This is a genomic window from Cellulomonas fengjieae (assembly GCF_018388465.1).
GTDB classification, from domain to species: domain Bacteria; phylum Actinomycetota; class Actinomycetes; order Actinomycetales; family Cellulomonadaceae; genus Cellulomonas; species Cellulomonas fengjieae.
The window spans coordinates 3,028,945-3,041,761 of the sequence record NZ_CP074404.1 but is presented as its reverse complement, the minus strand read 5'-3'; the positions used below and the strand labels follow the sequence as shown (position 1 = coordinate 3,041,761).

Annotated in this window: 11 protein-coding genes; 8 read left to right on the top strand and 3 right to left on the bottom strand. The window is 74.3% G+C overall.

Going from position 1 to position 12,817, the window contains the following annotated elements; all coding sequences use genetic code 11:
- The first annotated feature begins 76 nt into the window (after positions 1 to 76).
- The 3 genes from KG102_RS14060 to KG102_RS14050 are packed head-to-tail and all read left to right on the top strand — an operon-like array spanning position 77 to position 3,644.
- Positions 77 to 1,111 carry a hydroxyacid dehydrogenase gene (locus KG102_RS14060; RefSeq protein WP_249667332.1) on the top strand — a complete coding sequence of 345 codons (1,035 nt, stop codon included), beginning with the start codon at positions 77 to 79 and terminating at the stop codon, positions 1,109 to 1,111.
- Positions 1,108 to 2,982 (top strand): DUF2264 domain-containing protein, encoded by a 1,875-nt coding sequence (locus tag KG102_RS14055; RefSeq protein WP_208288334.1) that lies wholly within the window; start codon positions 1,108 to 1,110, stop codon positions 2,980 to 2,982. Before KG102_RS14060 ends, KG102_RS14055 begins: the two co-directional genes overlap by 4 nt.
- On the top strand, positions 2,982 to 3,644 hold the full coding sequence (locus tag KG102_RS14050; RefSeq protein WP_208212432.1) for a ThuA domain-containing protein: 663 nt from the start codon (positions 2,982 to 2,984) through the stop codon (positions 3,642 to 3,644). Before KG102_RS14055 ends, KG102_RS14050 begins: the two co-directional genes overlap by 1 nt.
- Here KG102_RS14050 and KG102_RS14045 read toward each other — a convergent pair.
- Positions 3,581 to 4,117: a DUF3995 domain-containing protein gene (locus KG102_RS14045; RefSeq protein WP_208288335.1), complete on the bottom strand. Its 537-nt coding sequence runs from the start codon at positions 4,115 to 4,117 to the stop codon at positions 3,581 to 3,583. The genes KG102_RS14050 and KG102_RS14045 overlap by 64 nt on opposite strands.
- 65 nt (positions 4,118 to 4,182) lie before the next feature.
- Between KG102_RS14045 and KG102_RS14040 the strand changes: the two genes are divergently transcribed.
- The gene (locus KG102_RS14040) at positions 4,183 to 4,851 is read left to right on the top strand and encodes an endonuclease/exonuclease/phosphatase family protein (RefSeq protein ID WP_208212428.1); all 669 of its coding nucleotides are present in this window, start codon (positions 4,183 to 4,185) and stop codon (positions 4,849 to 4,851) included.
- Between the two features lie 29 nt (positions 4,852 to 4,880).
- Positions 4,881 to 6,428 carry a DUF7059 domain-containing protein gene (locus tag KG102_RS14035; protein ID WP_249667331.1) on the top strand — a complete coding sequence of 516 codons (1,548 nt, stop codon included), beginning with the start codon at positions 4,881 to 4,883 and terminating at the stop codon, positions 6,426 to 6,428.
- Here KG102_RS14035 and KG102_RS14030 read toward each other — a convergent pair.
- The gene (locus tag KG102_RS14030; protein WP_249667330.1) at positions 6,381 to 7,304 is read right to left on the bottom strand and encodes a fructosamine kinase family protein; all 924 of its coding nucleotides are present in this window, start codon (positions 7,302 to 7,304) and stop codon (positions 6,381 to 6,383) included. The genes KG102_RS14035 and KG102_RS14030 overlap by 48 nt on opposite strands.
- Before the next feature lie 78 nt (positions 7,305 to 7,382).
- The gene (locus tag KG102_RS14025) at positions 7,383 to 10,322 is read right to left on the bottom strand and encodes a glycosyl hydrolase (protein ID WP_208288337.1); all 2,940 of its coding nucleotides are present in this window, start codon (positions 10,320 to 10,322) and stop codon (positions 7,383 to 7,385) included.
- 258 nt (positions 10,323 to 10,580) lie between these two features.
- Between KG102_RS14025 and proC the strand changes: the two genes are divergently transcribed.
- Genes proC through KG102_RS14010 form a run of 3 tightly spaced genes read left to right on the top strand, consistent with a single transcriptional unit; the run spans position 10,581 to position 12,789 of the window.
- Entirely contained in the window at positions 10,581 to 11,411 is an 831-nt protein-coding gene (gene proC, locus KG102_RS14020) for a pyrroline-5-carboxylate reductase (protein WP_208212422.1), read from the top strand.
- A complete protein-coding gene (locus tag KG102_RS14015) occupies positions 11,411 to 12,454 on the top strand; it encodes a LacI family DNA-binding transcriptional regulator (RefSeq protein WP_243883893.1) in 1,044 nt (347 codons plus the stop codon). The genes proC and KG102_RS14015 overlap by 1 nt, the downstream gene beginning before the upstream one ends.
- Positions 12,451 to 12,789, top strand: a complete 339-nt coding sequence (locus tag KG102_RS14010) for a cupin domain-containing protein (RefSeq protein WP_208288338.1) — start codon at positions 12,451 to 12,453, stop codon at positions 12,787 to 12,789. Before KG102_RS14015 ends, KG102_RS14010 begins: the two co-directional genes overlap by 4 nt.
- Positions 12,790 to 12,817 lie beyond the last annotated feature (28 nt).

Here is a 12,817-nt window from a genome sequence, read left to right as displayed (position 1 = left end):
CGCAGATGTTCGTTCATGATCATCTACACTGCCCGCGAACCCAGGTTCTGATCTCTTCACCGACGAAGGACGCGATGTGACGCAGCTCCCCACCACGCCGGGCGGGCGGCCCCGCGTCCTGCTCCTCATGAGCGAGGCGACCTTCGCCCTGCAGTTCCGCGAGCCGCAGCTCGACCGGCTGCGGCGGCTCGCCGTGGTGGGCGACCCGGTCAGGCTCGACGCGCTGGACGGGGACGAGGGGCGCGCCCGGCTCGCCGAGGCGGACGTGCTGGTCACGTCGTGGGGAGCGCCGCCGATCACGCTGGAACAGCTCGACGCCGCGCCGCGCCTGCGGGCCGTGCTGCACGCGGCCGGGTCGGTCCGCGGCCTGCTGCCCGACGCGGCCTGGGACCGCGGGATCGTCGTCACGTCCGCCGCCGACGAGAACGCGCGGCCCGTCGCCGAGTACACGCTGGCGGCGATCATCCTGGCCGGCAAGCGGGCGCCGTTCCTGGCGGCCGAGGCGCGCACCCGGCGCGGCGGCTGGTCGTTCGCCGTCGAGCGCGAGGACCTGACCAACCGGGGCCGGACCGTCGGCATCGTCGGCTGGTCCCGGATCGGGCGCCGCACGGTCGAGCTGCTCGACGTGCTGGAGACCGACGCCGTCCTGGTCGCCGACCCCACGATCACCGCCGAGGACCTGGCGGGCACCGGCGCGGAGCTGGTGGACCTCGCTGAGCTCCTGCGCCGCAGCGACATCGTGAGCCTGCACGCACCGGCCCTGCCCGAGACGCACCACCTGATCGGGGCGGCCGAGCTGGCGCTCATGCCGGACGGCGCCACGCTGGTCAACACCGCGCGCGGCGCGCTCGTCGACACCGCGGCGCTCGAGCGGGAGGCGGCCGCCGGCCGGCTGTCGGCGATCCTCGACGTCACCGACCCCGAGCCGCTGCCGGCTACGTCCGTGCTGTACGACCTGCCGAACGTCATGATCACGCCGCACATCGCGGGGTCGCTGGGCTCCGAGGCGCGGCGGATGAGCGACCACGCGCTGGACGAGCTGGAGCGCCTGACCCTGGGGCAGCCGGTGCTGGCGCCGGTCACCCGCGAGCACCTGGTGGTGGGCGCATGAGCGCGCGGGAGGTCCGGTCGCGGGAGCAGTGGGCCGCGCTGGCCGACGAGATGCTGGTCGCGGTCCGGCCGTACGCCTCGCCGCACCAGGCCCTCATCACGCTGCCCGGCGCGCCCGGCGGCTACGGCACCGCCGTCGACGGGCTCGAGGGCTTCGCGCGGACGTTCCTGCTGGCCGGGTTCCGGCTGGCCGGAGAGCGCGGCGCCGACCCGCTCAACCTCGCGGAGCAGTACGCCGCGGGTCTCGCGGCCGGCACCGACCCGTCGTCCCCCGAGCGCTGGGTGCGGCCGGAGGAGCACGGCCAGGCCAAGGTCGAGGCGGCCTCCCTCGCGCTGATCCTCGACATGACGCGGCCGTGGATCTGGGACGCGCTCGACGGCGGCGTGCAGGAGCGCATCGTGGACTACCTGTCCTCGGTCGTCGGTGACCGGGGCTACCCGCGGACCAACTGGCTGTGGTTCCGGGTGGTGGTCGAGACGTTCCTGCGCTCGGTCGGCGGTCCCTGGTCGGCCGAGGACCTCGAGCACGACCTCGCGCTGCACGAGAGCTTCGTGCGCGCGGACGGCTGGCTCTCCGACGGCGAGGGGCGCTCGTACGACCACTACGTCGGTTGGGCACTGCACCTCTACCCGGTGCTGTGGGCCCGGATGCAGGGCACGCTCGCCGACGACGACCGTCGCGCGCGGGACGTCGCCCGGCTCGACCGTTACCTGCAGGACGCGGTCCGCCTGGTCGGCGCGGACGGCAGCCCCCTGCTCCAGGGCCGCAGCCTCACGTACCGGTTCGCCGCCGCCGCGCCGTTCTGGGCCGGCGCGATCGCCGGGGTGCCCAGCACGCCTGTCGGGCAGCTGCGCCGGGCCGCGTCGAGCATCGTCACCCACTTCGTGCAGCACGGCGTGCCCGACGACGACGGCCTGCTCACCCTCGGCTGGCACGGCGCGTGGCGACCGCTGGTGCAGAGCTACTCCGGGCCCGGGTCCCCGTACTGGGCGGCCAAGGGCATGCTCGGGCTCGCGCTCCCGGCCGACCACCCGGCGTGGACCACCGACGAGGAGCCGCTGCCCGTCGAGGTGGCCGACGACCTGGTCGCCGTGGCCGCCCCCGGGTGGATCGTCTCCGGCACCCACGACGACGGGGTCGTGCGCGTGGTCAACCACGGCACCGACCACGCGCTCGAGGGGTCCCTGGGCGGCGACTCGCCCCTGTACGCGCGACTCGGGTACTCCACCGCGACGGCACCGCTGCTCGACGACGAGGCCTGGGCCGAGCCGTTCGACCAGGCCGTCGTGCTGCTCGACGCCGACGGACGCTCCACGCACCGCTCGGGGATGACGCTCCTGGAGTGCGCCGCGTCCGACGGCGTCGGCGTCGCGGCGTCGCGCGCGGTGGCGCACCGCCTGCAGGTGGACCCGACGGCGCAGGCGCACGGCTCGGGTCGGGTGGGTGCCGCGGAGCCCGTCGGGACGCTCACGGTCGTCTCGGTCGTGCGCGGCGCCTGGGAGGTGCGGGCCGTGCGCGTGGACGACGCCGACGAGGGGCTCACGCTGCGCAGCGCCGGCTGGCCGCTGTCGGGGGAGCACGAGCTGCTCCCCGACGGGGTGCGTGGCGACCGGCTGACCTCGTTGCTCGTGGCCGACGGCGCGACCACGCAGGTCCGGGTGGACAAGGACGCCGGCCCGCTCGCACCCTGGACCGCGACGCCGTGGGCCTGCGTCCCCGCGGTCGTCGGCCGCTGGTGGGTCGGCGCCGTCTGCCTCGCGCAGCACCCGTCGGCGCCGCCCGTCGCCGTCGCGGCTGCCGAGCAGCTCACTGTGACCTGGGCCGACGGTCGCGTCACCACCACCGCACTCCCGATCCCGCAGGAGGACTGATGTCGCACGCGCTCGTGCTCGCCGGCCACGGCCGGTACGAGGACCCGTGGCACGACGCCGCCGCGGTCTCGCACCGCCTCGCGACGTTGCTCGCGCTGGACGGCGTGGACGCCACGGTCCGCGGTACGTTCCCGTCCGCGCTGGACGACGCCGAACCGGACCTCGTCGTCGTCGCCGCCGGTCGGGGTCGCCCGGACCCGGACTTCGACGGGACCGACCAGGACTGGGCGCCGTTCCACGACCGGCTGGCATCGCTGGTGGCGCGGGGCGTGCCGGTGCTGGCGCTGCACCAGGCGGCCAACACGTTCCTCGACGCGCCGTCGTGGGGCTCCGTGCTCGGTGGCCGGTGGGTCGAGGGCACGTCGTGGCACCCCCCGCACGGGTCGGCGTCGTTCCGCGTCGTCGACCCCGGGCACCCGCTCGTCGATGGGCTCGGCGAGGTGACCGCCGAGGACGAGCGGTACCTCGCGCTGGACGTCTCCCCGGACGCGCACGTGCTGCTCGTCGCCGACCACGACGGCGGCTCGCACCCGGTGGTCTGGGTGGCCCCCGGGCCGGGCCGGGTGGTCTACGACGCCCTCGGCCACGACGTCCGGTCCTACGACTCCCCGTCGCGCGTCGAGCTGTTCCGGCGCGAGGTGCGCTGGCTGCTCAGCCGCTGACTGCGCAGCGTCGCGCCCGCCAGGAGCAGTCCCCACACCAGGAACCACGGCTCCCACAGGAACAGCCGCCAGGTCAGGGCGCGGTCGGACAGCGGCTCGGCCGGGACGACGACGCCCGCCGCGACGAGCACGACCGCCGTCGTCTGCAGCAGCCCGTAGAGCACCAGGACCGACGCACCGGACCAGCCCAGGGCCAGCAGCAGGCGCCGCGGCAGTCGGCGCCCCCACGGCTGGACGAGCGCGAGGGCCAGCACGCCGCCGAGCACCTTGAGCACCAGGGCCACCACGTTGGCGGCCCGCAGCACGGGGTCGCCGTCCAGGGCCCTGCGCTCGATCGTGCCGCCCAGCGTGTCCAGGCCGGCCGTGCTCCCGAGCGCCCACACGAGGCTGACCGCCGCGAAGGCGAACGCGACCGCGACGGCCGCCCACGCCACCCACGCCGGCGGCACCCACGACTGCCCGGTCCGCGTCACGGTGCACCACGCTAGCCACCACGCCGCCGGCTTGCCGCGGGACCGATCCCCGCGAGGATGTCCCGGTGACCTCACCCCTCGACCGCCTGCGCGTCATGACCTACAACGTCAAGGGCCTGCACGTGTCCCGCCCGGACGTGATCGCGGTGGTCCGTGCCGCCGCGCCCGACGTCCTCGGGGTGCAGGAGCCCCCACGCGGGCTGCTCGGCCGGTGGCGCATGTGGCGGTTCGCGCGTGCGGTCGGCATGCGCACGGTCGTCAACGGCCGTGGCGCCCGCACGACGGCCCTGCTGGTCGCGCCCGGCCGGTCCGTCTCGGAGCGCTCGGCGCTGCGGCTGCCCAACCTGTCCGGCCGCACCAAGCGCGGCGTCGCGGTGGCCACCGTCGACGGCATCCGGTTCGTCGTCGTGCACCTGTCGCTCGTGCGCGACGAGCGCGCCGCCCACCTGTCCGAGCTCCTGCGCGACCACGTGCCGGCGACGCGCACGGTGGTGCTCGGCGACCTCAACGAGCTGCCCGACGGCCCCACCTGGACGCGATTGACCAGCGTGCTCGTCGACGCCGACCCCGCCGGCGGCCCCACGTTCCCGGCGGTCGACCCCCAGCACCGGATCGACGCCGTCCTGACGACCCCCGACCTGCTCCCCGGCGCGGCGACGATCCTGTCCGGCCCGGAGGTCCTGCACGCGAGCGACCACCGCCCGCTCCTGGTCGAGGTGACGCTGCCGCAGTGAGGCGTCAGCCGCCGGGGGATGATGGCGGCGTGCCCTCTGCTCCTGCGCCCGGTGCGCCCCTGACCGATGCGCGGCTCGTCGACGCGCTCCGCACCGACCTGTCCGCGTCCGGCTACGGGGTGGTCGGGGTCGAGGAGGTGCTCGGGGCGGTCGCCGCGGACGCGCTGCACCGCGAGGAGCCCGTGCCGGCGCTGCGGGCCACGGCCGCCGCGGCCGACGACGTCGTCGCGGCCCTGATCCGGACCTTCCTGCTCGGGGTCACCACCCCGCGGCACACCCTGGAGCGCGCGCTGCCGACCCTCACGGTCGTCGGCGCCGAGCAGCTGGGACTCGTGGAGGTCGACGGCGACCAGGTCCGCGCTCGGGTGGACCTGCGCCCGTACACCGCGGTCGACGGAACCGGGGAGGTCGACTGGTGGATCGCGTCGGACCTCGGCGAGCTGGCCACCGGGCAGGCGCTGCGGACCGACCACGTGCTCGGCGTCGGCGGGGCCTCCACCACGCTCGCGCAAGTCACCGTGCGCGACGAACGGGCCCACGTCCTGGACCTCGGCACAGGCTGTGGGATCCAGGCGCTGCACGCGTCGCGCCACTCCCGGCGGGTCGTGGGCACCGACATCTCGCGGCGCGCGCTGGCCTTCGCGCGGTTCAACGCCGCGCTCGCCGGTCTGGACGAGGACCGGCTCGCGCTGCGCGAGGGGTCGATGCTGGAGCCCGTCGCCGGGGAGCGGTTCGACCTCGTCGTGAGCAACCCGCCGTTCGTCATCACGCCGCGGACCCCCGGGATGCCGTCGTACGAGTACCGCGACGGCGGCCGGGCGGGCGACGCGATCGTGCGCGAGCTGATCGAGGGTGTCGGCGCGGTGCTGGCGCCGGGTGGCGTCGCGCAGCTGCTGGGCAACTGGGAGGTCCGCCGGGGCGAGCAGTGGCACGACCGGGTGGGGTCGTGGCTCGACGCGAGCGGGCTGGACGGCTGGGTGGTCCAGCGCGAGCTGCAGGACCCGGCGCAGTACGCCGAGACGTGGATCCGCGACGGCGGCACGACCCCGGACCGCGACCGCGCGGCCTGGGCGCAGCGGTACGGGCAGTGGCTGGACGACTTCGCCTCGCGCGACGTCGAGGGCATCGGGTTCGGCATCGTGACGCTGCGTAGGCCCGTCGGTGAGCCGTCGCTGCGTCGGCTCGAGGAGGTCACCGGCACGGTCCGGCAGCCGCTCGGTCCCGCGATCGCGGCGTCGTTGGCCGCGCACGACTGGCTCGCGGCGATGACCGATGACGACCTGGCGGACCAGCGGCTCGTCGTCGCGCCGGACGTCACCGAGGAGCGGTACCTGACCCCCGGCGACCCCGACCCGCAGGTGGTGCTGCTGCGCCAGGGCGGCGGGTTCGGCCGGGCCGTGCAGGCGGGGACCGCGCTCGCCGGGTTCGTCGGCGTGTGCGACGGCGAGCTCACGGTCGGCCAGATCGTCAACGCCCTGGGCGCCCTGCTGGAGGTCGGCGCCGACGCGGTGGCCGCGGACGTGCTGCCCTCAGCCCGCGGTCTGGTCCGCGACGGGTTGCTGCTGCCGGCGTCCTGACCGGAACGGCGCGAGCGTCGCGCGGGCCTGGTCGGCGGCGCCCCAGTCGTCGTCGAACTGCGCGATCACGGCCAGGTGCTGGCGCAGCTGCAGGATCGGCATGCGGTCGCGCCAGCCGGCGTCACTCCCGGTGAGCTCGGCGTACAGGTCGAAGAACCCGTGCGCCTCGGGCGGCGGCGCCGTGGTCCACAGGTGGGCCAGGTCGACCTCGGCCCACGTGTAGGACACCGCCGGGTCGATCAGCGCCGGGGTCCCGTCGGCGGTGGCCAGCACGTTCTGCGCCCAGAGGTCGCCGTGCGCGAGGCACGCGGGCCGGTCCGGCAGGAGCTCCGGCAGCCGCGCGCAGAGTCGTTCCAGGGCCGCCCGGTCCGCGGCGTCGAGCGCCTCGCGGACCCGTGGCTCGTCCAGCCAGCGCAACAACCGGTGCCGGGCGAAGAAGGTGAAGCCGTCGTCCTCCCACGTGTTGACCTGGCGACGGCGGCCGAGCCAGTTGTCGCGGTGCCACCCGAACCGGGGGTGCGTCGTCGAGGTGTGCAGGCGCGCGAGCGCGTGCGCCAGCTGCTCCCAGAACGCCTCGTCGCGCGGCCGCGGGTGCAGCACGTCCAGGACGAGCACGTCCGGGGTGGCGAGGACGACCGTGGGAGTCGTGATGCCGCCCGCCGTCCGCAGGCAGGTCAGCCCCTCGGCCTCGGCGGCGAAGGCGTCGTCCGACGGTGACTCGGCGAACGCCTTGACGAACACCGACGAGCCGTCGCCGCGGCGCGCGAGTCCCGCGGTCGCGGCGAGGCCACCGGGTGCCGGTTCCACCTCGACGACATCCGTCATCCCCGCGCTGTGCAGCCGCTCGAGCAGCATCGCCATCATCGGATCGCGCACGCCCCATCGTGGCACGGCGGATCCCCCAACGTCCGAGCAGATGCAGGTCAGGACCCACATCTGCTCGGACGTCGCGGTCTAGTGGAGCTCGACGTCGTCCAGGACGTGGGTGCCGGCGTTGAGGTAGAGGTTGACCTTCTTCACGTCCGACAGCTGGGCGCCGCACTCGGCGCTCAGGGTGGCCAGGTCGACGACGACGTCGGCGGTCGGGCCGGCGATCCAGCCCACCTGCGCCGTCTCGCACCAGGTCCACGACGAGCCCACCTGCAGGGCCGCCTTGGTGTCGAACCCGGTGGTGGACACCACGTCGAACCGGAGCTCGGTGCGCCCGGTCCAGTCAGCCACCGCCGGGGCGACCCCGAACCAGCCGCCGTCGGGAGACGCGGCCGCGATGGTCAGCGCTCCGTCGGAACCGGTGGCCGTGCCCTCGCCCACCGGCCCCCAGCCCTGCGCGCCGTCCGTGAAGTCGGACAGCACGACGGGCTCCAGCGGGGACGGCCGGTGGTCGTACCGGTCGAGGTACCCGGCGAAGTCACCGCGGGTGACCACCGTGAGCACGCCGTACCTCGTGGCCGACGTCGGCACGATGATGCCGGTCTCGGTGGCCCAGGCGATGGCCGTGCCGTACGGGTGCCACGACGGGACGTCGGTGAACGCCTCGGGTGCCGCGGGCTCCGGCGAACCCGCCAGGCGCCAGAGCAGCTCCGCCGCGGACGAGCGGTCCAGCGGCGCCCTCGGCAGGAACAGCGGGATCCCGGTGTCGACGAGCCCCTCGTGCGCCAGCCACTCGACCGCCGTGTACGCGGCGTGCTTCTTGGGCACGTCGCGGAACGTCGGCTTCCGCACCGCCGGGACGAACGTCGAGTCCGTGTACCGGTAGAGCAGCGTCGCCGCGTCCTGGCGCGTCTGCGGCCTGCTCGGCCGGAACGTGCCGTCCGCGTAGGCGTCGACGAGCCCCTGCTCGTGCAGCCAGATGATGCTGTCGACGTTCGGCGACCCCGGCAGCACGTCGGAGAACACCGGCGGAGGTTCGACCCCCGGCAGGGCGGCGATGTCGTCGACCACGATGCTGCCCGACGAGGCCGCCGTGCCGTCCTCGGCCGCGTTGACGTAGATGTTGAGCTGCGAGACGGCCCGCAGGTCTGCGTCGGTGATCCGGCGGTCGGCGTTGGCGGTGTCCCACGGGGCCGGTCGCCAGTCGACGAACGGGAACGTCACGACGCCGGGCTCGGTGCCCTCCAGCGACGGGTATGCCTCGTAGGAGACGCCACCGGCGACGAGCTGCAGGACCATCGTGTTGCCGGAGCCGTCCGGGTCGACCCACAGGGCCAGCTCGTTGAAGGACGACCAGTCGCCGCTGACCTGCTTGCCGAACCCGGTGTAGGTCTGCGTGGCGAAGTCGTAGTCCATCCGCAGCGCCTGCGACGGCCCGCTCGTGTCCAGCGACAACGTGTTGGCGCCGTAGGAGACGAGCTCGGCGCGCAGCGCGGTGTCGTCGCCGTACCCCTCGAAGTCGTCGACGACGCCGGGACCGAACGTCGGTCGGGGCCCGAGGACCACCGACGAGCTCTCGGTGAGCACCTCGACGCCGTCGACGACCACGTGGACCTCGAGCGTCTGCGTGCTGTTGTCCAGCTGCTCCGCGGGGATGTCCCACGGTGCGGACCACCAGAGGCCGTCGCCGGGGGAGAGGTCGATCTCGGTGTCGCCGACCGTGGCGTAGACGCGGTCGGCGTCGACGTTCTGGACCGTGGCGCGGATGGTCGTCGGCGAGGTGGCGACGCGGGCGCCGTCGGCCGGGGACGCGATGTGCAGGATCGGGCCCGCCGGCGTCGTGTCCACGGCCCGGTCGAACGCGCCCGTGACCTCCCCGGCGAACAGGGTGAACGGGTCGGCCGCGTACGCCTGGAAGTCCGGCAGGAGGGCGTCGCCGGTCACGGGCACGTAGTGCTGGCCCGCGTCGAAGTTGGCCCAGGTCTGCATGTACGCGGACCGGCTGGCCCGAGGGTCCGCCTTGATCGCGTCCAGCACCTTGGTGAACGACTGCTCGGGGCTGGAGCCGCCTGTCCCGACGCCGTTGGTCACGCCGAACTCGGTGAAGGCGGAGACCTTCCCCTTGGCGTCCGCGAGGTCGGCGATCATGCCGAGGTCCGCCACCAGCCCGTCCAGGAACGCCTCGGAGCCGGTGTTGTCGTACGCGTCGAGGCCGAAGACGTCGACGAACGCGTCGCCCGGGTAGGTGCGCAGGTACTGCTCGGCGTTCCCGCCGAAGCCGCTGCCCGGGCCGAAGGCGTACAGGAAGTTGGAGACGCCCTTGAGGTCGCGCAGGTACTCCACCGTGTACCGGTAGAGCTCCTTGTACTCGCCCGGTGAGCCGAACGCGGCGCCCCACCAGAACCACGAGCCGGCGTTCTCGTGCCACGGCCGGAAGATGATCGGGATGAGGTTGCCGTCGGCGTCGCGCGCTCCGTCGGCGGCCGCGGCGATGTCGTCGAGGTACGCGTTGAGCTCGGCGTTCTTGGCTCCGCCCGGGAGCACGGCCCGCAGGGTGTCACCCGTGGTGTCGTAGAAGCTGCCGCCGGTCACGAAGTTCTCGATGTGCGCCGAGAGCGTGTTGATCCCGCCGAGCTCGTGCGCCTGGGTGATGTAGTCGTCGAGCGCCGCGATGTTCTGGTCGGTGGTGTTGCCCGCCGACCCGGGGGCCTCGTCGCCCTGCAGGATCAGCGTGTCCCAGCCGAAGACAGCGGGGTGGTCGCCGGTCATGTTCTTCACGTCCGACTGGACGCCGTCCGCGCCGGTGAACGTGAGCCCGTACGACGTCGTGTGCTGGTGGCCGAACAGGATGCCGTCGCCGCGCACGTCGTCGAGGTAGGAGAACAGGGAGCGGGTCAGCGGGCTGGCATCGGGGTCGACGATCGTGACGGTCTCGGCCGCGCGCCCGGGCAGGGCCACGATCCCGCTGAGTGCGAGGGCGGTGATGCCGGCGGTGAGGGCGCGCGTGACATAGCGGTTCTTCATCGAACCTCCTGGGTGGTCCCGCCCCCGGAGCCGGCATCCGCGGGCGAGCGGTGACAGAGTTATTCAAGTTACCAAACAAAGGGTGAACCGGACAGGTCCGTTGCGGAGGTCGACGCGGCGAGAACAACCTGGGTCGTGTCCTGGGTCTGCGGAACGCGACCCACGGTGTTCTCGCCCGTGGTCGGGGTGGGCCTGGGCGTGCCCGGCGTCGGTAGGCTCGCGGCGTCGCCCACCGGCGGCACGGACGGAGGGACGACGATGACCGACGAGGCCACCGGCGACAGGCCGCAGGTCGCCGTGCTGGGCGGCGGTGTCATGGGGGAGACCCTGCTCAGCGCGCTGCTGACCGCGGGATGGGTGCCGGAGCAGGTCGAGGTCACCGAGCGCGTGGTCCAGCGGGCCGACGAGCTCGCCGGTCGCTACGGCGTGCGCACCGGGGCGTCGAACGCCGAGGCGGCGGCCCGTGCGGACGTGGTGCTGCTGGCGGTCAAGCCGAACGTCGTGGCCGCGGTGCTGGCCGAGGTCAAGGACGCGTTGCGCGGGGGCGCCCTGGTGGTCAGCGTGGCAGCCGGGCTGCCCCTCGCCGTCTACGAGCAGCACCTCGAGCCCGCTCAGCCCGTGGTCCGGGTCATGCCGAACACGCCCGCCGTCGTCGGCAAGGGCGCCAGCGCGATCGCGCCCGGCACGCACGCCACCGAGGGGCACCTGGTCCTGGTGGAGCAGATGCTCGCCGCCACCGGCCTCGTGGTCCGCGTCGAGGAGAAGGACCTCGACGCGGTGACCGCCATCTCGGGCTCCGGGCCGGCCTACGCGTTCTACCTGATCGACGCGATGGCGGAGGCGGGCGTCCTGCTCGGCCTCCCCCGGGACCTCGCGACGAGGCTCGCGGTGGCCACCGTCGAGGGCTCCGCGGCGCTCGCGGCGCAGTCCGGCGACCATCCGGCGGTGCTGCGCGAGCGGGTGTCGTCGCCGGGGGGGACCACCGTCGCCGCGGTCCAGGTGCTCGACGCGCACGGGGTCCGGGCCGGCATCGTCGCCGCGGCACTGGCCGCCCGGGACCGCTCGCGCGAGCTCGGCCGGCAGCACTGATGAACAGCGCCGCGCGCCCGCCGGCCATGAGCGACGTCGCCGCGCTCGCCGGCGTCTCCCACCAGACCGTGTCCCGGGTGCTCAACGACCACCCGAGCGTCCGGCCCGAGACCCGGGACCGCGTCACGCAGGCCATCCTCCGGCTCGGCTACCGCCGGAACAGCGCTGCCCGCGCGCTGGTCACCCGGCGGTCCGGCACGCTCGGCGTCGTCACGCCGGCGACCGCGCTGTACGGGCCGACGAGCACGCTCGTCGGGCTCGAGGAGGCCGCGCGCGTGGTCGGCTGGTACGTCTCGGTGGCGACCATCCGGCAGGTCGACGCCGACAGCATGCACACCGCCGTGGAGCACTTCCTCGACCAGGGCGTCGACGGCGTCGCGATCATCGCGCCGACCACGGAGGTCGCCCAGGCGATCGCGGCGATCGCCTCGCCGGTCCCCGTCGTACTGATCTCCTCGGCGTCCGACGTGCCGCCGGTGGCACACCTGCACGCCGTCGGCGTCGACCAGCGGCACGGGGCCCGGCTGGCCACCCAGCACCTGCTGGACCAGGGGTTCGCCGACGTGGTCCACGTCGCGGGCCCGCAGGACTGGTTCGACGCCCAGGACCGGCTCGCCGGGTGGCGTGAGGTCAGCGGCCCGGCCGCGCCGGAGCACATCGAGGTCGGCTGGGACGCCGCCGACGGCTACGAGCTCGGCCTGCGCATGGTCCGCGAGGGTGTGCCGTCGGCGATCTTCGCGGCCAACGACCAGCTCGCGCTCGGGCTCCTGCACGCGTTCTGGGAGTCCGGCGTCCGCGTGCCCGACGACGTGGCTGTGGTCGGCTTCGACGACGAGGCCGGTGCCGCGCACTACACGCCGCCGCTGACCACCGTCCGGCAGGACTTCGGGGCGCTCGGGCGCCTGGCCGTCGGTTCGCTGCAGGCCGCCTTCGCTGGTGAGGACGTCGCGCGCCAGCAGCTGCCGGCCGAGCTGGTGATCCGTGCGAGCTCGGTGCCGGGCCGTACCCTCGGAGCACGGCCGACCCACCTGGAGGACCGATGATCGACATCCCCGAGCTCGCTGCGCAGCACCTGGACGCCGCGCGCGCCGACCAGTACGGACGCTCCGCGGGCATCGTGGCCCACGACGGCGAGCTGCGTCAGACGGTGATCGCACTGACCGCCGGTTCGAGCCTCGGCGAGCACAACTCCCCGAACGCCGCGACCCTCCAGGTGATCGGCGGACGGGTGCGCGTGGCGTCCGCCGACGGGGACATCGAGGCGACGACGGGCCAGCTGTGGGTGCTCACGCACGAGCGGCACTCGGTGCACGCGGTCGAGGACTCGACCTTCCTGCTGACCACGGTCACGGGGGTCGGGCGGGAGTCGCACGGCTGAGCGCACGCGGTCGTGCCTCTCGTGGGCG